The sequence below is a fragment of the Nocardia sp. Marseille-Q1738 genome, from assembly GCF_965283145.1.
In genome coordinates this window covers 1087119-1105745 of sequence record NZ_CBDIMS010000001.1, presented here as the reverse complement: position 1 = coordinate 1105745, position 18627 = coordinate 1087119, and the positions used below count along the sequence as shown (strand labels likewise).

Genomic DNA, 18627 nt, shown 5'->3' with positions numbered 1-18627 from the left:
AAGTGTCGCGCCCGCACGCGGCGTCGGGCAAGCGGCGGCCGGCCCCAGTAGCGCGCACACGCGGGCGGTCAAGGCGCGGGAGTTCACCCGCGCCCAGGCCCACGGTTCGGTCAAGGGAGGGTTGCGCACGATCTCGCCACGGGCGGCGCGGTGGGTAGCGGCGAGTTCGTCAGCCACTACCCACGCGCGCGCTGGTTCTCTCCATTCGCAGGGCGTTTCGTGGCCTTGGCGGGCAAGACTGGTGGTTGCCGTTGCGGGTGTCATGTCGGTGTCTCCGTCGGCTTGCGGTACTGATCAAGCGTGCACTGGCCGGGTATGGAGTAACCATTGCTTGTCCTTGAAGTCTGAGATTCCGACGAAGTTCACCAGAGTTCACGTAAGTTCAGGTGCTGCAACGGATTCCGGCGTACGGTCCAGGTGGATGGTGGAACGGAGTGTTTCAGCATGACGTATGTGGAGCGGTGGACCGGTATCGAGTCGTTCGCCCTACAGCAGGCGTTGGGGATGACCGTCGAAGACTTCGCGGCGAAGGTCGATGTCACGACGAGCATGGTCTATCGGTGGCGCAAGGCCGGGCCGGATGCGCGACTGCGGCACGGTAATCAGAAGCGGCTCGCGACAATGCTGTTGGGGCTGGACGAGGTGCAGCGGCGGCGGTTCGAGGACGCGCTGACCGCCGAGTGGGATCGCTGGCGAGGGCCGGGCGGTATGCCGATTACGTCGTCGCTGGCTCCGTCTGCGCTGGCTGGTCACTGGGTGACGTGCTTCCTGTTCGATGAGGATCGCTGCCATGCCGATATCTCGGAGATTGCAGCGCCCGGTGGGCGTGGGGTGATCGCGCGGAACTATCCGCCCGAGCCTCGAAGTGAGAAACGCAGGGCCGGTTTCCGCCATGAGATAGACGCCGAGTTGTTCGATCGGCAGTTGATCGGGCGGTGGCGGAACGTCAGCGATGCGTACTACTTCGGAGCACTACACCTGGCTGTGCTTCCCGGTGAAGGCGTGCTGGATGGCTACTACACCGGCAATGCTCACGACCTACGGGTAGTGGCGCAGCGCTGGAAGTGGGTACGCCTGGACGAGGCGTCGGTGTCGGGTGTCGATCTGAACGACATCACGTTGCCGGACCCCCGGGTGGTCTACGCTCTGGTCGGCGAGCACACACATACCGATGGGCCGCTCACCTTGAGCGATGTTGTGGAGGCACGATGACGCTGACCAGGCAACATGTCGAAGATGTTGTAGCGGTGTACATCCGGGCATGGGTGGGCCAGGACCCGGATTTGATCGTCACTATCTTCGGTGAGGACGCGACCTATCACGAGCGGGTGCTCGACGCGCCGATCGAGGGTCGCGAGGGTATCCGCGCCTACTGGAAGTCGAAGGTTGTCGAGTCGCAAGGCAATATCGAATGCGACCTGCTGGCGTTGTACGTGGACGGCAACACGGCAGTGGCCGAGTGGGAAGCCCAGTTCGATGACCGGGTAAAAGGCACTCGCAAGCGGATGCGCGAGGTAGCGATCCTCGAATTCGACGGGCCGCTGATCGCGAGTTTGCGGGAGTACTGGACTTCACGCGAGACGAGTTGAGCGCCGGGACTGGCTGCGTACCAGTCTCGGCGGACTCACAACGCCGGGTAGAAGTCTTCCTGATCAGTCGTCTTCGCTGAGCTCCTGGGTCAACTCGGTTGTCGGCCGCTCACACGGTCCTGGGTCCACCACACGCGAAACGAAGTCGGTCACCCCCTTCCATGCCTCGCGGAAGACGTCCAAGCCGACGCGAGCGGTGTCCGGCACTATCTGTGCGTCGATCAGCGTCTCGAGGAACGGGCCGAGGTCTTCACCACGGAAGGCGGCCATCTGGGCGAACGAGAACGAATGCTCCCCAACCCGCCCGTCCGCGTAGACCGGCGACCAGTTGCCCTCGTGATCACACATCCACGTGACCGGCATTTCGATCTGTTGATCCCGAATGTCCGGGTCGTCAGCATCCGGGATCCGCCGTAACGCCTCGATCAGTCGGGCCAGGTCGTCTTCGGTCGAGTCCTCGTCGCTCATCGCGCGCCCCCCGCAAGGTAGGGACGGACCCGCGACTGTGGCTGTAGCCGTGTGTATGTGGCCGGAGGGGTCATGGTCAGCAGCTCGCACACCTGGCGGATGCGGTTGGTCTGCCGTTTGATGTGCGCGAGTGTCGGCGTGATGATGGCGGTGACGTCGGCGCGGGCGACCCGCTCGAGCGTGTCTTCCAGCACGTCCGGGCGGTTGGCGGGCGCGATTACGACGCCCACAACTCTGTAGCCGTGCTGGGCGGCAAGCTCGCGGCCCGCGGCCTCCAATTCGACTGCGAGCCGAGCCATCCGGCCCCGGTCCATGAAGATCACGGCCGTCCTGGCAATCGTCATGTCGAAATCTCCTCCGGCAGCGGGCGACTGATGACGCTGAGCGATTCACGCTGGGTGTCGATGTAGTTGCGATAGCGCAGCCCGTAGGTCGGGGCATCAGGCGCGCGGCGCTCGGCGCGAGACCGGTGGTCGCGCTCAAGGCGGTAGTCGAGCAGGCGCATGCCGCCGCCGAAGCACGCGCCAACCCAGCCGACAACCGCCAAGGCGGTAAAAGCGACAACGACTGTCGAGAACATCAGGCGCTCACCTCCTCCGCGGCGACGTTGGAGCCCTGGCACGCGTCAGTGGCCTCGGCGTTGACGTGGATGCCGAGCCTTCCCTCGACGAGCGGCACGTGGTCACCGCAGTTCGGGCATAGGACCATTCCGGGGAGCCGCACGGCGCTATGCGACATGGTTCGCCACCCGCTGGAGCGACTGCGGCATCGGCGTGCGCGTGGTCTGCGCACGGACGGCGGCGACGACCACGAGACCGGATGGCCGGAACGGGCTACGAGCCGGAATCACCCAGTGCCGAATGCTTTCCGACGATGCGGCGGGCGACGGCAACGCAATCGTGGCCCCCTCCCGGGCGACGCTGACGTCCAGCCGGAACAACTCCGAGAACAACCTGTCCTCGTCCGGCAGGTCGGGCCGGATCAGGAACGTCCACCTTTTCGCCCTCGGGTGCGCCACGATCGGCCCCGAAGCCTGCCCATGCTTATCCATATGCGCCCGCACCGACTGGCCGAGCCGCACCGGCATCGTGATCCCCCAGACACTGCCAGCACGCACGATGATGCGGCCGAGTTCAGGCGGGTCGATGACCGCGGCGAGATCGCAAGTGCGCCGGTAATACCGGCATCGGGACATCGGCGTGTCCCCTGACGCTATCGGATCCATTCGGGAACCTCTGGCTCACATTGAAAGTCGGCTAGGGTGCGCCCGGTCCCCGACAACCCCCTGATCGGTACCCGGGGAAGGAGCGGACTGCGTTGGGGCTGCGGTACCGTGCTCCGTGCCGAGCGCACGTCAGATGAAAGCAGCTGATCAGGGGCATTTGGGTCATCCAGAGGACGATCCACGGAAACTGCTGCATTCTCCCAGCGGATGATCCACACTGTTCGGCGAGCGTGATCCACGAGATAGCCAGTGCTTGATCCATATTCAGCGACAGGCGTGATCCAGCGAGCAGGGGGCGGAAACATTGATGAGTAAGACCAGGGGTGCCAGCGATCCGTCAGCATCGGAGCCGATTGCCGGGGTTCCCCACCGCCAGCTCGGCCGGTATCTGCGCGATATGCGCGAGGGGTCGGGGTTGTCGATCCGGCTGGCCTCCAAGGCAATCGGGAAGGGCGCGGGCTCGCTACAGCGGCTCGAGACCGGCGCGGCGCCAGTGATCCATGACGAGGTGCTCGAAGGACTGTGCCTGCTGTACGACCGACCCGACATGATCGAAGTTCTCAAAGCCCTTGCGCGCCAGGGGCGCGAGCCGAACTGGTGGCATCAGTACGGCGACGTTATCCCCGAAACGTTCAACGTGTACGTCGGCCTGGAGGCGGCGGCGGAGAAGCTGCGCATCTACCGACCGGATCTGATCTCGGGCCTGTTTCAGACATCCGACTACGCCCGCGCGCTCGATCGGCTGTACTTCATCGATGACACTCCCGACGAACTGGAGCGGCGCATCCGCGTCAGGCGGGAACGACAGAACCTGATCACCCGGAAGGTCTCGCCGGTTCAGGTCGAGCTGATTGTGGACGAGGGTGTCCTCCGGAAAAGGGTCGGCGGGCCGAAGGTCATGGGTCAGCAGCTGCGGCATCTGGCCGACATGCCGCCGAATGTCACGGTTCGCATACTGCCGGATTCGGCGGGTTTCCCATTAGGTATCGCGACTGGACCGTTCACGATCATGGACTTCGGCGTCGACGGTAAGGGGCAACCGCTGGAGCCGACGACGGTCTACGTGGAGAGTTACACCGGGCCCCTGTACCTTTCGCGGCGAGACAGCGTGCGGAAGTACCGCAAGGCGTTCGACGGGCTCCAGCGGGTAGCGTTGAGCACAGTGGAGAGCAAACATCTGCTGAGGCAGGTAGCGAAGGAGTATGTACCGTGAACATCGACCTGTCCGATGCCAAGTGGTTCAAAAGCAGCCGCAGCGCAGGCGGGCAAGACTGTGTCGAGGTCGCGTTTCTCGATCGCGGGCATGTCGGTGTCCGTGACTCGAAGAACCCCACCGGACCAGCTCTCGTCTTCACGCCCGGCGAATGGAACGCATTCGTTGCGGGTGCGCGCGATGGCGAGTTCAACCGCCCGTAGGCAATCCGTCCCAATGGGCAAGGCCCGGTCCGTTGCTGACGGATCGGGCCTTATTCATTTCGGAATATCCTGCCATCGCTGCTGCCGGATGCGGTGGTGGCCGCGGATGTGGGCGCGACCGGCGGCCAAGCGCAACCCGCTCAGGCTCCGCCGGACGGCCGGAGGTCTCGGTCGCCGGGTCTGCCACGGGCCGCCGCGCCATGGATCACCATGGCAAACAACACCACCACCAGCACCGGGGCGGCCAACGGAGCCCAGGACAGGTGCAGTGGAACGAGTGCGGCGCCGACCGCTACCGCCGCGAAGCCGACCGCGCCGACCACGGATGGGATGGTGGTGGGCACCACCCCGTGCGGCGCGGTCACCGTCGCGGCATTGAGCAGATAGGTCGTGGCCACCAATCCCGTTGCGGCGGAAGCGAGTACGCCCGCGTCGTCGACCGCGAGCACGCCGAGCGCGAGCAGCACCGCGCACACCGCCAACGGCCGGTACCACCAGCCGAGCGCGACCAGGATCAGGGCGGGCACGCCGACCCACGGCTCCAGCAGCGCCACCGACGCCACCAGCAGCACCCCGGAGAGAACGGCGAGAAATCGGGTCATCGGCGCACCCGCACCGTCCTGCGGTGCTCCGGGAGCACGCGCATGATCTGATCCAGACGGGCATCATGCGGCCAGGCCACGATGTCGACGCCGACGGTGCCCATGTCCCGGTACATCGCGGCGCGCTCGAGCTGCCACATCTTGGCCAGGATCGGGTCGAGGTCCTCGCGGAACGGGGTACCGCGCAGGACATCCACCACGACCACCACGTGCCCGCGCTTGCGCAGGTCGATCAGCGCGAGCGCGAACTGAGTGTCCAGCAACGTGGAGAACGCCACCACGATCGCACCGAGCGGCACGGCCGCGTGCGGCGCGAGGGTACCGGTGGTCGGAATGTGCTCGTCGCCGACGTCGAGGACGGTGTCGACGATGCGGTAGAACTGGCGGCGTCCGATATCCGGCCGAAGCCAGCGCGGCGCCTGGCCCAGGCACACCACCGCGGTCCGGTCACCCGCCTGCAACGTCGACTGCACCACCTGCGCCGCGCCGCGCACCGACAATTCCAGCGAGTCGGTGGCCGGTCCCGGCGCCTGCTGCGAGGTGTCCACCAGCACGACGACATCCGCGGAACGGTTGGTCAGTCGCTCGGTGACGTACAGTCGCCCGCGCCGCGCGCTCACCGGCCAGTTCACGATGCGCAACTGGTCGCCGGGCGCGTAGGCGCGGATGTCGGCGTACTCGACGCCGGGGCCGTGCCTGCGGGTCAGGTGGGTGCCGAGCCGCTCGGGAAACTCGGTGCGCGGCAAGCGCATCCGCTGTGGATCGGTGATCGGGTAGACGAACAGCTCACCCGCGGGCAACACGGCCGTGGCGATCGCGAGTCCCGCCGGGCTCAGCGCCGACACTCGCACCGAAACGGGGTAACGGCCCCACCGATCCGCCGTGAGCGACAGGCGCAGACCGGCGGGCGCGACGCCGGAATCGCTGGCCTCCTCGACCCGGAGCCCGAGCCCGGGAAGAACCCGCGGTTTCAGCCGCAGCAGCGCGTGCCCCTTCTCGACGAAGGCGGCGACGGTGAGCGTCACCTCCTCGGATTCGAAACAGCGCAGCGTGCCGCCGCCGTCGACCTGGATCCTGGTCGCGGACTGCTGCCACGGCGCGGTGGCCAGCACGCCGAGCAGCGGCGCGGCGAACACGACCAGCTGCCACCTGCCCAGGATCACCGCCAGCACCAAGGCCGCCGCGGCGCACACCGCGAGCATGAAGACCAGCGGTGCGGGCCGCCACCGCAATTCGGCGTCGACCGCGGAGCTGGCGTCGCGATGCCTCATGTCACGCTGGCGCGCGGGACCGGCAGACGGCGCAACAGTTCGGTGATCACGTCCTCGCCGCGGATGCGGCGCACCCACATCTCCGGCCGCAGCGTGATCCGGTGCGCCATCGCCGGAACGGCCAGCGCCTTCACGTCTTCGGGGACCACGTAGTCGCGGCCGAGCAGCAGCGCCCGTGCCCTGGACATCTGCACGAGGTCGAGCTCGGCGCGCGGGCTCGCGCCCACCTCTACCTGCGGGTGTCCCCTGGTCGCCGTGGCCAGCGCGACGACGTAGCCGACCACGTCGGGGTGCACGGTCACGTATTCGACCGACTGCCGCATCTCCAGCAGACCGTTCGCGTCCACGACCTGGTTGACCTGCGGCTGCTGCGCTCCGCGCTCCAGCCTGCGCCGGATCATCTGGGTCTCGTCCTGTTCGGACAGGTAGCCCAGGCGCAGCTGGATGGCGAACCGGTCGAGCTGAGCTTCCGGCAACGGGTAGGTGCCCTCGTACTCGATCGGGTTGTCGGTGGCCAGCACGACGAACGGCTGCGGCAGCAGGAAGGTCTCGCCGTCCATGCTGACCTGCCCCTCCGCCATCGCCTCCAGGAGCGCGGCTTGCGTCTTCGGCGGGGTGCGGTTCACCTCGTCGGCCAGCAGCACGTTGGTGAACACCGGCCCGCGCCGGAAGGTGAACCGGCCGGAGGACATGTCGTAGATGGTCGATCCGAGCAGGTCGGCGGGCAGCAGATCGGGGGTGAACTGCACGCGGGTGAACTGCAACCCGAGCGCGGCGGCGAACGACCTCGCGATGAGCGTCTTGCCGAGGCCGGGCAGGTCCTCGATCAACACGTGCCCGCCGGACAGCACCGCGATCATGATCAACTGCAACTCGTCCTGTTTGCCGACCACGACCCGGGACAGTTCCCGGAGCACGGCCTCACTGCGCTGGACGGTCACATCCATCGGCATCGTCATTTGTGTACTCGCACTTGCCTCAACCCATTTCACATTCTCTGCAGGCGGCTCAGGATCTCGTCCAGCGCCGCACGTCCCGGTGCCCTGCTGGTCTGATCACGTAACGCCGAATTGGCCGGATCCACCCATCGCCACAGTTCGGGGCCGAATTGGTGGATACCCGCCGCTTCGACCGCCCTGCGGTTCTTCGCCACCCGCTGACCGGTGGACAGTTCGAACTCCTTGGCCAGCAACGGACGCAAGTGGCGGTCCCACTCGGCACGGGTGCCATCCGCGCGGTCCGCGAGCATCTGCGCCCTGGCGTGCCAGCGCTGCAACATCTCCGCGGGACCGTTCTCCATCTCGTCGATTTCGGGTTCCTCCCCGGCGCCGGACCGGTCGAGCAACGACCAGACCAGCCAGCCCAGCGCCATCGCCACCGGGATACCCGCGACGATCAGCAGCAACCCACGCGCTCGCTCCACGGCCACCAACTCGACCACCGCGACGGCGATCACGCAGGTGATCACGCCCGCCACCCGGGTCATGCCGGATCCTTTCTCGCATGACCGGGGGCCCTGCGTGGTGTCGCCAGCTGCCGCCTCCGGGCCTGACCGATCATGCGGCGCCCTTTCCGGCACGGCGTGGTGAGGCAAACCGCCGCGCCGGGGTCCGTCCGATCATGCGGGCACCTCCCCTTGCAGGTCGGCGAGCACGATGCGCAGCAGTTGCTGGGCACGCATGCGCTGCCACTCGAGCATGGCGTGCGGGCTGAACCTGGCCTCCTCGAACAGCGCGACCAGCTCGCGCGCGGACGCGTCGTGCAGCGCGCCCCGTTCGAACGCGCGGGCCAGCACCTCCATCGGAGTGTCCGAGATCAGCGGTGCGGCGGACCGGCCGGAGGCGAGGCCGCGCTCCATCGCGACATAGCAGGCGATGATCGCGGTGCGGGGGTCCTGGCCGGGCGCGTTCATCGCGGCAAGGCCCATCTCGGCCGCGCGAGCCAGCGAGTCCACCACGGTGGGCGCCCCTGCGGCGGCGGGCCCTGGAGCGGGTACCGGTTTGCGCCGGGACGCCACCGTGACTACGACCAGACCGGTCAGGGCGACCGTCACCAACCCTGCTGCGGCTATACCGGCCAGCACCAGAGCCATCCCGGTCAGTTCCGACGACTCCGGGCCGGGTTCGGTCGGCGCGGGTGTCCCGAATGCCGGCGGGGCACCCGTGGTGGTGGCGGGCGCCGCCGGGCGCGCGGGCTCGCTCGGACCGCTCGCGCCGATGAAGTAGATCGCGGACCCGGCGGCGACCAGCAGGAGGAACATCGCCAGCGCCCCGAGCACCGCCAAGCCGACCCGCCCGAGACGCCACTGCTGGCGCTCTTTCGCACGTTCCGGCTCGGGCATGGCCAGCGGCAGGCGATGCTGGCTGGCGATCACACCCGCGAGCAGGATCACCATCGACACGGTGAGCAAGACCGGCATGAGCGCGACCGACACCGCGGACGGAACACGCCGTTGCGGCTCGGCCTCGATAATTCCTGGGATGTATCCGCGCAGGGCGATGATGGCAAGAGCCAGCAGCGTGATCAGCACGATCACGCGCGATATCGGCGCTCGCGCCCGGGCCACTGCGTTACCACCACATCTGAGTACTGCACAAAGCAGCCACATAGTTACATGCCGCGGGGTCCGCTCGGGATGGAATCGAATACTTCGGAGTTCCTCCTCTTAAACCGCGCCTGTAGTGGGAACATCGCAGCGCACCGCGGGATGGCTACTACCGGGCCACAGCGGGCGTGAGTTGGGACAATTCACAAAGTCGGCTTGTCAAACGTGAGATATCCGGCACTCCGCGAACGTCCTGGACGAGCTCATGAAGCGACGCGGCCGCGACCACGGTGAGTTGACAGTCGGCGTCATAGAGAACATCGATCACGTTCACCAACCGCATCGCCTGGTCCGGCGGAATTTCGTTCAGCAGGGGGATATCTCTGATTTCCCAGCGCTGAAAACGTTGGGCAAGTCCAACATAATCGGCCGCGGAGGTTGGTACACCACACAAATCGGCGAAGTCGATGACGAGGGTGTCATCGGCGGCAATGGCGCGTAATCTCCGTGCGCCGATGAATATCTCGACGGCAGGGTCGGTGATCATTTGTCCCGCATCACTATTCCCAGCGCCATCGGATAGCGCCTCGACGTCACGCGACGTGCGTCGCTCCAGCGCCACGATGTATCGTCCGGCGGCGAATCCCGTTCGGGAATCCTTCCGGGAGTTCAGAGCGCGATAGTCGATCGGGCCGTCGACCGACACCACGTCCATGCGCCCCAGAATGCGTTCGATCGTCGGCACGAACCGGTCATGGAACAACGGATTGGGCAGCAGCTCATGCGGTGGATAGTTCGACGTCACCACCAAGACGACGCGACGGGCGAACAGCGCGTCCAGCAGCCGTGCGATCAGCATCGCGTCGCCGATGTCGTGCACGTGGAACTCGTCGAAGCAGATCAGCAGAGCGTCGCCGAGCAGCTCATCCACCGCGGCGTCGATCGAGCCCGATTCGTGTGCCGCAGCGTGCAGTCGGGCGAAGAACTGGTGAAAGTGGTAGCGCCGCTTGCGCTCCGAGGCGATCTCGGTGAAGAACCGGTTCATCAGCATGGTCTTGCCACGCCCCGGCCTGCCGTGCAGGTAGACGCCGCGATGGCGCCGGATCGGCGTGCCACGCCGATCGAGCAACTCACGCAGCCGCGCCGCCGCCCACATCTGATCGGCATCCCATTGCATCACGTCGGGTTCCATGACACCTCCTCGCCCTCTACATTTGTAGAGGACGGCCCGACCCGCGGCCAGGAAAGGTGATCATGTCCACAAGCGACCGGCGCGTGCTGCTCGTCGACACCGCCATCGAGCTGATCGCGACGCGAGGAATCCGCTCACTCACCCACCGCGCGCTGGACACCGCGCTCGACCTGCCTGCCGGTTCGTCCTCTTACTACTTCCGCACCAGACGCGCACTGCTCATGGGCATCGCGGACCGCATCGCCGAGCGCTCACGCGCCGACTTCGCCGCCGCCGGACCGAGCCTGAAAATCTCCGGCACCCAGGACACCGCACTCGATCCCGACCTGGTCGGACGCGCGATCGCGATGTGGGTCGATCGGCTGCTCGCCGAACGTGGCAACCACTTGATCGCCCGGCATGCATTGCTCGCGGAACTACGCGCGGACCCCGAACTGCGCGCCCAACTCGCGCACAGCTTGTTTTCCGTCGAGCATGCACGAGAACTGGTCCGCGCCACGGGTTACGCCGACCCGGAGAGCGCAGCCGCCGACTTCGTCGCCGTGCTCGAGGGCGCGGTCTTCGACCGCTGCACCGGAAACCGCGCCCATCTCGCGCCCGGCAGCGAGGCCAGCGTCGACCAGCTCACGAACCTGCTGTCGGTCTACCTGCGCGCCCGTTGAGGGATACCGAATCCGCGTCATCGCCAACCCCGTTCGGAATACCTCTCGCCGCGGGCACGCGCACGAATCGCCGCCAGCGGGTATTCGATGATGTCGTCCGGCAGCTCGTCCCACCGAAACCAGCGCAGCTCATAACAGTTGTCCGGCTCCTGGTTGACCGGCTCGCCGACCCACCGTGACGTCTCGAAGAACAACCCGAGCCGTGGTTCCCTGCCGGCCGCGACCACGTGCGCGACGTGCACGAATCTCAGATCGTCCGGATCGATCTCGACCCCGGTCTCCTCACGCGCCTCCCGTACCGCCCCGGCCGTCGCCGGTTCTCCCGCCTCCAGCCTGCCCGCCGGGAGATGCCATCGTCCATCGAACTCGTCCGCGCTGCGCCGCCTGCTCAGCAACAGCTCGTCGCCGTGCAGTAACAGAACGTGCACATCCACCAGATGCCGATCCGTCACCGCCTCAACCTAACGCTTGGTGTCACCCGCCGGAGGCACCTTCACCGCACCGTTCGCACGCCGCCGCAAGAAGGGATCCGGCTCAGGTGCATGACGACGGCGACTAGGTGTGGGCGGACAGGACCAGGCCGGAGGTCGGCACACCGGTACCCGCGGTGACCAGGATGTTCTCCAGGTTCTCGACCGGGTTGACGGAGGTGCCGCGGATCTGCCGGACGGCTTCGGCGATGCCGTTCATGCCGTGGATGTAGGCCTCGCCGAGTTGTCCGCCGTGGGTGTTCAGCGGCAGGCGTCCGCCGATCTCGATGGCGCCGTCGGTGATGAAGTCCTTCGCCTCGCCGCGTGCGCAGAAGCCGAGTTCCTCCAGCTGCATGAGGACAAAGGGGGTGAAGTGGTCGTAGAGGATGGCGGCCTGCATGTCTTGCGGACGCAACCGGCTCTGCGCCCACAGTTGGTCGCCGACCAGGCCCATCTCCGGTAGGCCGGTCATGGCGTCGCGGTAGTAGCTGGTCATCACGTACTGGTCGGCGCCGGAACCCTGGGCCGCGGCGGCGATCACGGCGGGACGCTGCGGCAGGTCGCGGGCGCGCTCGACGCTCGTGACCACGATCGCGACGCCGCCGTCGGACTCCTGGCAGCAGTCCAGCAGGTGCAGCGGCTCGGCGATCCAGCGGGAATTCTGGTGGTCGTCCAGCGTGATCGGCTTGCCGTAGAAGAAGGCGGCCGGGTTCGCCGCGGCGTGCTTGCGGTCGGCGACCGCGACCCGTCCGAAATCCGCGCTGGTGGCCCCGTAGACGTGCATGTAGCGCCGAGCCACCATCGCCACCTGCGCGGCCGGTGTGCCCAGCCCCTGCGGGTAGGACCAGCCCGCATCGATGCCCGACGAGGTGGGCGCGGTGGCCAGCGCCGTGGAGAACTGCCCGAACCGCGACATCGAACGCTCGTTGAACGCGCGATAGGCCACCACCACGTCGGCGATGCCGGTGGCCACCGCCATGGCGGCCTGCTGAATGGTGGCGCAGGCCGCGCCGCCGCCGTAGCCGATGTGGCTGAAGAAGGTCAGCCGCGGAATCCCGACCGCCCTGGCCACCGCGGCCTGGGTGTTGGTGTCCATGGTGAACGTGGTCAGGCCGTCCACGTCGGCCGCGGTCAAGCCCGCGTCCGCCAGCGCCGCGGTGACCGCCTCGGCGGCCAGCCGCAGTTCGCTGCGCCCGGAGTCCTTGGAGAAATCGGTGGCGCCGATACCGACGATGGCCGCGCGGCCGGAAATGTGCCCACCCGTCGCCCGGCCACCGCCGCGCATCGAATCGCTGCGCGATGCCGGCTCAGTCATCGTCATCAGTCCTCCGCAACGCGATCACGGCCGTGGCCGTGATGTGATCGCCGAGGCTGTCCTTGCCGACCACGTCGATGTGAATGTCGTCGTCTTCCAGCGCGGTCACCGTGCCGGTGAGGGTCAGCGTGTCCCCCGCGTACAGCGGCACACCCAGGCGCAGCGCGAGCGACTTCACGATCGCGCGCGGACCGGCCCAGTCGGTGACGAAGCGCTGCACGAGGCCGGTGTCGGTGAGGATATTGACGAAGATGTCCTTGGAGCCGCGGGCGACGGCCTTGTCCCGGTCGTGGTGCACGTCCTGGAAATCCCGGGTGGCCAGCGCGGTGCTGATCACGAACGTCGGATCGGCGGTGATCACCAGCTCGGGCAGCACGGTGCCGACCCGCACGCTCTCCGGTTCGACGGTATTCACGAGACCACCTGCCAGAACGGCAGGATCGCCTCGTCGTCCAGCTTCTCGAAGCCCACCTCGACCGGCAGGCCGACCCGCACCTCGGCGGGATCGATGCCGCGCAATTCCCCGAGCATGCGCACGCCCTCCTCCAATTCGACCAGCGCGACCACGAACGGCAGCTGCCGCCCCGGCACCTTCGGCGCATGGTGCACGACGTAACTGAACACGCTGCCGCGCCCGGAAGCGACCACGTAATCGGTCGGCTTCGACTTGTCCTGCCAGATGGCCGGAATGGGCGGGTGCCGCAGCGATCCGTCCGGCAGCCGCTGAATCCGCAGCTCGCCGACTTTGGTTCCCTCCCAGAAGAATTCGGTGTCCAGGGAAACCAGCGGCTTGACCCGCTCGCCCACCGCGGGCTTCGGCGCCGCGGTTCCCGGCGCGAATTTCAGCAGCCGGAACAGCATCTCGGCGACCACCTCGTCACCGACACGCCAGGTGGTCCGGAAGGTGACGAACCACCCCTCCCCCAGCGCGGTCCGTTTCGGGCCGCGGATGTCCGAAAGCCTGCTGGTCACCGAAACCTGTTCGCCCACATTGAGGTAGCGATGGTAGGTCTGCTGGCAGTCGGTGGCGACCACGGAGGTGTAGCCTGCGGCGTCGAGCAGTTCGGTGACCGCGCCCATCGGGTCGTCGGCGGGCCGAGAACCCTTCAGCCCGAACATGGTCCACACCTGAGCCATCGCGGGCGGTGCGACGACGCCGGGATGCCCGGCGGCGCGAGCCGCCGCCTCGTCGACGTAGATGGGGTTGGCATCGCCGAGGGCCTCGACCCAGTTGTGGATCATCGACTGGTTCACCGGATCACGCCCGAAACGGGGCGCGCACTCGCCCGCCGCACGGATGGCCTCAGCTGCCGCGATGATCGCTTCCGGAGTTGTTGTTTCCGGCACGCGCGACTCCTTCACTGATTATCTGGGGACTCGCGGCAACCGCAGTCCGGACGAGGCGACCAGTTCGCGCATCACCTCGTTGACGCCGCCGCCGAAGGTCACCACGAGGTTCTGCTTGGTCCGCCGATCGAGCCAGGTGGACAGTTCCGCGGTGTCCGGTTCGGCCGGGTCGCCGTAGCGGCCGACGATCTCCTCGGCGAGCCTGCCCGCCTCCTGCAGCGACTCGGTGGAGAAGACCTTGGTGGCCGAGGCGTCGGCGATCACCTGCGCCTGGTCCCCGTCCACGGTGGCGGCCACCTGCCAGTTCAGCAGTTCGTTCAGCCGGACCATGGCGTGCATGCGCCCGAGCGAGCGCCGCACGTCGAGTTCGCCGAGCACACCGCGCGCCTGCGCCCAGTCGCGGACCCGGTCGTAGAGCTGCTCGATCTTTCCGGACGGACCCAGGCTCACCCGCTCGTGGTTGAGCTGCGTCGTGATCAGCTTCCAGCCCTCGTTCTCCGCGCCGACCAGCATGTTCGCCGGCACCCGCACGTTGTCGAAGTAGGTCGCGTTGGTGTGGTGGGCGCCATCGCAGGTGATGATCGGCGTCCACGAGTAGCCGGGGTCGGTGGTGTCCACGATCAGGATGGTGATGCCGCGATGACGCGACTCGGCGGTCCCGGTGCGGCAGGCCAGCCAGACGTAGTCCGCCTCGTGCGCACCGGTGGTGAAGACCTTCTGCCCGTTGACGATCCAGTCCCCGGCCTCGTCGCGCGCGGCGGAGGTCCGCAGCGACGCCAGGTCGGTGCCTGCCTCGGGTTCGGAGTAGCCGATCGCGAAGTGGATGTCACCGGTGAGGATTCCGGGCAGGAACTTCTGTTTCTGTTCCTCGGTGCCGAACTGCTGCAACGTCGGACCGACCGTCAGTAGGGTCACCAGCGGAAGCGGGACATCGGCCCGGACCGCCTCGTTGAAGAAGATCTGCTGTTCGACCGGCCCGAAGCCCTGGCCGCCGTACTCCTTCGGCCAGCCGACGCCGAGCCAGCCGTCGCGACCCATCCTCCGCACCACCGCGCGGTAGGCGTCGCCGTGCCGGTTCACCGCCATCTCGGCCTCCTCCTCGGGAGTCACGAGATCGGCGAAATAGGCGCGCAACTCGTCGCGCAACCGGCGTTGCTCGGCGGTCAGGTCGATGAACATCTTGCCCCCAAACGATCGAGTCGGAACGACGCCCCGCCGAGCCAGCGGGCGATGTCCTTGGCCTGCGAGTAGTAGCGATGCATCGGGTGGGTGATGTCCACGCCGAGACCGCCGTGCAGGTGATGACACTTCTGCATGGCCGTGGGCAGTTCCGCGGCCACGGCGTAGGCCAGGATCTCCAGGTCGTCATCGGTCCGCTCACGGTGCTGCTGACTCGAATCTCGCTGAGCAAGCGCCCAGTTCGCCGACGCCGCGGCGACATGCAGGGTGCGCGAAACGACGTACAGATCGGCGATCTGCTGGGCCACCGCCTGGAACTGCGCCAGCGGCCTGCCGAACTGGTTGCGGGTGCGCAGATGCTCGGCGGTCAGGATGATCGCGCCCCTGAGCAGCCCGTCGGCCACCGAACCGATCGAGGCGAGCGCCAGCCGGTGCAGGTCGCCCAGCCCGGTCGGCCACAGCTGATCGGCGGGGATCTCCACCTGGTCCAGCAACACGGTGTATTCGGGGATGCCGCCGGAGACCGGCGTCGGCGTCATGGTGAGCCCCTCGGCGTCCGCATCGACCAGCGCGATGCCGGAATTGGTCGGCACCAGCAGCCAGCGTGCCTGCTCCGCGTAGGGCACGGCGATCTTGCACCCGCTGACGCGCACCATCTTGCCGCTGGTGACCGCGATGGTCTCCGGCTTGTCGATGAACGGCGCCGCCGGTTCACTCAGCGCCGCCGTGAGCACGGTGCCCTTGGCGACCTCGGGGAGCACCTGCGCCTGCACGCTCTCGGGCGCGGAGGCCACCAATGGCAGCACCCCGAAGCCGAGCGTAGGAAGAGCCGGCACCGCGACAGCGTCCATAGCCAGCTCGGTGAGGAGCACGGACACCTCGAGCAGACCCATGCCGTCGCCGCCGTGGCGCTCCGGTAACGGAACGGCAAGCAGGCCGGAGTCGACCAGTCTCGGCCACAGCTCCATATCGCGTGCGGGTTCGTGCTCCATCAAGCTCACGACGACTTCGGCCACCGCGTCTTGGCCCTCGTCCCTGGTGAAATCCACGCTTTTCTCCCAGTTGTCTCGATGACTAGTTATCCGCGTCACGAGGCAGCCCCAGAATCCGCTCACCGGCCACGGTGAGCAGAATCTGCTCGGTTCCACCAGCGATCGATAGACAACGCGTGAGCAGGAATTCCTTCGCCACATCGGCATCCTGCGCGCCGACGGGCCCTGCCGTCTCGACAGCGAATTCCGCGACCGCTTGGCGGTGGCGCACCCCGACCAACTTCCGTACGCTACTCTGCGCACCCGGATCCGCGCCGACCAGCGCCTTCAGCGTGGCGCGTTGCTCGAGCAAAAGCCCCGCGATCGCCTCGGCGACGAATCCGCCGAGCCGGTCATTCACCAGTTCCGCACCCCGGCCGGTCGCGGGTGATTTCGCGATCAGTTCCTCGAGTACCGGCCCGATGCCATTGCCGCCCATCGCGACGCGCTCGGTCGACAGCGTCGAGCGGGCGATTTTCCATCCGTTGTTCACCGCACCGACCACACAGTCGTCCGGTACGAATACGTCGTCGAGAAAAACCTCGCTGAATCGCGCCTCGCCGGTGATCTGCACCAGCGGGCGGATCTCGAGTCCGGCGCTGTGCATGTCGACCAGGAAATAGGTGATTCCGCGATGCTTGGGCGCGTCCGGATCGGTGCGAGCCAAACAAATTCCCCAATTCGCTTTGTCGCCCAGCGAAGTCCACACCTTTTGCCCGCGCAGCACCCAACCGCCGTCCACCTTTTTCGCGGTGGTGCGCAGCGCGGCCAGGTCCGAACCGGCCTCGGGCTCGCTGAACAACTGGCACCAGACCACCTCGCCGCGCAGAGTCGGCCAGGCGAACCGGTCGATCTGCTCCTGGGTGCCGTGGTGCAGCAGCGTGGGAATCGCCCAACCGCCGATGGCCAGGTCCGGCGCGGCGAGCCCGGCGCGGCGCAGTTCCTCGGAGATCATCAGGCCGGTCATGGGATCGGCGGCGCGTCCGTAGGGCCGCGGCCAATGCGGCATGACCAGTCCCGCCTCCACCAGCGCCGCGCGCTGCCGATCGGCGGGCAGCGCCGCGATCCGCGCGACCTCCGCGGCCAGTTCGTGCGCGTTGTCGCCGTCCACGGCGGCCACGCCGTCCACGGCGAAGATCCGGTCGGTGCCGGTGGTGCGCCGCAGGCCCCGCCGGGTCAACTCGGTGACCCGGGCCCGCCAGCGTGCCGAACCGCCGAGCAGCTGGCGCAGTGCCACCGCCCTGCGCAGGTACAGGTGCGCGTCGTGTTCCCAGGTGAAACCGATCCCGCCGAGTACCTGGATGCAGTCCTTGGCGGTGTCGACGGCCGCGTCCAACGCGATGGCGGCGGCGATGGCGGCGGCGATCGGCAGTTCCGCGCCGCCCTCGTCCACGGCGGCCGCGGTGTCGCCCGCGACGGCGCGGATGAGTTCGGTGCGGCACAGCATCCAGGCGCAGATGTGCTTGACTGCCTGGAACGATCCGATCTTGCGGCCGAACTGCTCGCGCACCTTGGCGTACTCGACCGCGGTCTCCAGGCACCAGCCCGCGAGACCGGCCAGCTCGGCGGCGACCAGCGCGACGAGCAGATCCTCGGCCGGGTGCGGCGCGACGAACACCCGCTCGACGGGCACGCGCAGGTCCGTGCACTGCACCCGGGCCAGCGGCGTGCTCGGATCCAGCGGCGCGAGCGGTTCCACCCGCAGGCCGTCGGCGTCGGGCGGGACCAGGCACCAGCGCTGTCCGTGCGGGAGTTCGACCGGAAGCAGCACGGCGGTGCCCGGTGCGGCGCCGAGCACGGAATCCCAGGTACCCGTGAGCAACAGCGCGTCGCTTGCGGCGGGTACGCTCACCGTCGAACCGACAACGAAGTCGAGCGCGACGCCGCAGGGCAGGTCCTCGTCGAGGCTTCCCGCGGTGATCAGATTGGCCAAAGCCGTTGCCAGCACAGGGCCACCGACCAGATCGTGCGCCGCCTGCTCCACCAGCACGGCGAGATCGGCGACCGAACCGCCCGCGCCACCCGCGTCCTCGTCCACCGCGACACGGAAGATTCCGAGTTCGGCGAGCGCGGGCCAGTAGGCGCGCCAGAAGTCGGCCGGGCCGGTCCGCATTGTTGCAATTGGACGGACCGACGCCGCCCAACCGCGCATCGACTCCTGAACGGCTTTATGCTCGTCAGTGGTGGCGATGGTCACACTCCATACCGCCTTTCCGGCGTGACTCCCACACCTAGAACATGTTCTAATATCCTAGCCGGGCGGAAGTCAAGAGACCATCGCCGCCGCGGCACCGCGCCACGCGGCCGACGAAACG

23 protein-coding genes are annotated in these 18627 nt (G+C 67.5%); 5 read left to right on the top strand and 18 right to left on the bottom strand.

What is annotated here, in order from left to right; genetic code table 11:
- Positions 1–444: 444 nt before the first annotated feature.
- Together ACWPXK_RS05040 and ACWPXK_RS05035 are read left to right on the top strand one after the other, a co-directional pair.
- Positions 445–1212, top strand: a complete 768-nt coding sequence (locus tag ACWPXK_RS05040) for a hypothetical protein (RefSeq protein WP_454194799.1) — start codon at positions 445–447, stop codon at positions 1210–1212.
- Positions 1209–1589 carry a nuclear transport factor 2 family protein gene (locus ACWPXK_RS05035; RefSeq protein ID WP_454194798.1) on the top strand — a complete coding sequence of 127 codons (381 nt, stop codon included), beginning with the start codon at positions 1209–1211 and terminating at the stop codon, positions 1587–1589. The genes ACWPXK_RS05040 and ACWPXK_RS05035 overlap by 4 nt, the downstream gene beginning before the upstream one ends.
- 63 nt (positions 1590–1652) lie before the next feature.
- On the opposite strand, the gene ACWPXK_RS05030 is transcribed toward ACWPXK_RS05035, so the two are convergent.
- The 5 genes from ACWPXK_RS05030 to ACWPXK_RS05010 are packed head-to-tail and all read right to left on the bottom strand — an operon-like array spanning position 1653 to position 3282.
- Positions 1653–2057 carry a hypothetical protein gene (locus ACWPXK_RS05030; protein ID WP_454194797.1) on the bottom strand — a complete coding sequence of 135 codons (405 nt, stop codon included), beginning with the start codon at positions 2055–2057 and terminating at the stop codon, positions 1653–1655.
- Positions 2054–2401 carry a hypothetical protein gene (locus ACWPXK_RS05025; protein ID WP_454194796.1) on the bottom strand — a complete coding sequence of 116 codons (348 nt, stop codon included), beginning with the start codon at positions 2399–2401 and terminating at the stop codon, positions 2054–2056. The genes ACWPXK_RS05030 and ACWPXK_RS05025 overlap by 4 nt, the downstream gene beginning before the upstream one ends.
- Positions 2398–2637 (bottom strand): hypothetical protein, encoded by a 240-nt coding sequence (locus tag ACWPXK_RS05020; protein ID WP_454194795.1) that lies wholly within the window; start codon positions 2635–2637, stop codon positions 2398–2400. The genes ACWPXK_RS05025 and ACWPXK_RS05020 overlap by 4 nt, the downstream gene beginning before the upstream one ends.
- Positions 2637–2795, bottom strand: a complete 159-nt coding sequence (locus ACWPXK_RS05015) for a hypothetical protein (RefSeq protein ID WP_454194794.1) — start codon at positions 2793–2795, stop codon at positions 2637–2639. Before ACWPXK_RS05015 ends, ACWPXK_RS05020 begins: the two co-directional genes overlap by 1 nt.
- The gene (locus tag ACWPXK_RS05010) at positions 2785–3282 is read right to left on the bottom strand and encodes a DNA-directed RNA polymerase subunit beta (protein WP_454194793.1); all 498 of its coding nucleotides are present in this window, start codon (positions 3280–3282) and stop codon (positions 2785–2787) included. Before ACWPXK_RS05010 ends, ACWPXK_RS05015 begins: the two co-directional genes overlap by 11 nt.
- Positions 3283–3589: 307 nt before the next feature.
- Between ACWPXK_RS05010 and ACWPXK_RS05005 the strand changes: the two genes are divergently transcribed.
- On the top strand, positions 3590–4495 hold the full coding sequence (locus tag ACWPXK_RS05005) for a helix-turn-helix domain-containing protein (RefSeq protein ID WP_454194792.1): 906 nt from the start codon (positions 3590–3592) through the stop codon (positions 4493–4495).
- On the top strand, positions 4492–4698 hold the full coding sequence (locus ACWPXK_RS05000) for a DUF397 domain-containing protein (protein ID WP_454194791.1): 207 nt from the start codon (positions 4492–4494) through the stop codon (positions 4696–4698). Before ACWPXK_RS05005 ends, ACWPXK_RS05000 begins: the two co-directional genes overlap by 4 nt.
- A gap of 140 nt (positions 4699–4838) precedes the next feature.
- Here the strand turns inward: ACWPXK_RS05000 and ACWPXK_RS04995 are convergent, their stop codons facing one another.
- The 6 genes from ACWPXK_RS04995 to zapE form a co-directional block, all read right to left on the bottom strand.
- Positions 4839–5300, bottom strand: a complete 462-nt coding sequence (locus ACWPXK_RS04995; RefSeq protein WP_454194790.1) for a hypothetical protein — start codon at positions 5298–5300, stop codon at positions 4839–4841.
- Complete coding sequence (locus ACWPXK_RS04990) at positions 5297–6571, bottom strand: DUF58 domain-containing protein (protein ID WP_454194789.1); 1275 nt, start codon at positions 6569–6571, stop codon at positions 5297–5299. The genes ACWPXK_RS04995 and ACWPXK_RS04990 overlap by 4 nt, the downstream gene beginning before the upstream one ends.
- Entirely contained in the window at positions 6568–7530 is a 963-nt protein-coding gene (locus ACWPXK_RS04985) for an AAA family ATPase (RefSeq protein ID WP_454194788.1), read from the bottom strand. The genes ACWPXK_RS04990 and ACWPXK_RS04985 overlap by 4 nt, the downstream gene beginning before the upstream one ends.
- Before the next feature lie 29 nt (positions 7531–7559).
- The gene (locus tag ACWPXK_RS04980) at positions 7560–8057 is read right to left on the bottom strand and encodes a hypothetical protein (RefSeq protein WP_454194787.1); all 498 of its coding nucleotides are present in this window, start codon (positions 8055–8057) and stop codon (positions 7560–7562) included.
- A gap of 132 nt (positions 8058–8189) precedes the next feature.
- Positions 8190–9107 carry a DUF4129 domain-containing protein gene (locus ACWPXK_RS04975; RefSeq protein ID WP_454194786.1) on the bottom strand — a complete coding sequence of 306 codons (918 nt, stop codon included), beginning with the start codon at positions 9105–9107 and terminating at the stop codon, positions 8190–8192.
- Between the two features lie 178 nt (positions 9108–9285).
- Positions 9286–10308, bottom strand: coding sequence for a cell division protein ZapE (gene zapE, locus ACWPXK_RS04970; RefSeq protein ID WP_454194785.1), 1023 nt, complete (start codon positions 10306–10308; stop codon positions 9286–9288).
- Positions 10309–10370: 62 nt separating this feature from the next.
- Here zapE and ACWPXK_RS04965 point away from each other — a divergent pair, with 62 nt between their 5' ends.
- On the top strand, positions 10371–10970 hold the full coding sequence (locus tag ACWPXK_RS04965; RefSeq protein WP_454194784.1) for a TetR/AcrR family transcriptional regulator: 600 nt from the start codon (positions 10371–10373) through the stop codon (positions 10968–10970).
- Positions 10971–10987: 17 nt separating this feature from the next.
- Here the strand turns inward: ACWPXK_RS04965 and ACWPXK_RS04960 are convergent, their stop codons facing one another.
- From ACWPXK_RS04960 to ACWPXK_RS04930, 7 genes are all read right to left on the bottom strand, one after another.
- Positions 10988–11422, bottom strand: a complete 435-nt coding sequence (locus ACWPXK_RS04960) for an NUDIX hydrolase (RefSeq protein ID WP_454194783.1) — start codon at positions 11420–11422, stop codon at positions 10988–10990.
- 103 nt (positions 11423–11525) lie between these two features.
- The gene (locus tag ACWPXK_RS04955) at positions 11526–12725 is read right to left on the bottom strand and encodes a lipid-transfer protein (RefSeq protein ID WP_454195455.1); all 1200 of its coding nucleotides are present in this window, start codon (positions 12723–12725) and stop codon (positions 11526–11528) included.
- 22 nt (positions 12726–12747) lie between these two features.
- Positions 12748–13170 (bottom strand): MaoC family dehydratase, encoded by a 423-nt coding sequence (locus ACWPXK_RS04950; RefSeq protein WP_454194782.1) that lies wholly within the window; start codon positions 13168–13170, stop codon positions 12748–12750.
- Positions 13167–14102: a bifunctional MaoC family dehydratase N-terminal/OB-fold nucleic acid binding domain-containing protein gene (locus tag ACWPXK_RS04945; RefSeq protein ID WP_454194781.1), complete on the bottom strand. Its 936-nt coding sequence runs from the start codon at positions 14100–14102 to the stop codon at positions 13167–13169. Before ACWPXK_RS04945 ends, ACWPXK_RS04950 begins: the two co-directional genes overlap by 4 nt.
- A gap of 18 nt (positions 14103–14120) precedes the next feature.
- The gene (locus ACWPXK_RS04940; protein WP_454194780.1) at positions 14121–15281 is read right to left on the bottom strand and encodes an acyl-CoA dehydrogenase family protein; all 1161 of its coding nucleotides are present in this window, start codon (positions 15279–15281) and stop codon (positions 14121–14123) included.
- The gene (locus ACWPXK_RS04935) at positions 15266–16330 is read right to left on the bottom strand and encodes an acyl-CoA dehydrogenase family protein (protein WP_454194779.1); all 1065 of its coding nucleotides are present in this window, start codon (positions 16328–16330) and stop codon (positions 15266–15268) included. Before ACWPXK_RS04935 ends, ACWPXK_RS04940 begins: the two co-directional genes overlap by 16 nt.
- Before the next feature lie 25 nt (positions 16331–16355).
- The gene (locus ACWPXK_RS04930; RefSeq protein WP_454194778.1) at positions 16356–18509 is read right to left on the bottom strand and encodes an acyl-CoA dehydrogenase; all 2154 of its coding nucleotides are present in this window, start codon (positions 18507–18509) and stop codon (positions 16356–16358) included.
- Positions 18510–18627 lie beyond the last annotated feature (118 nt).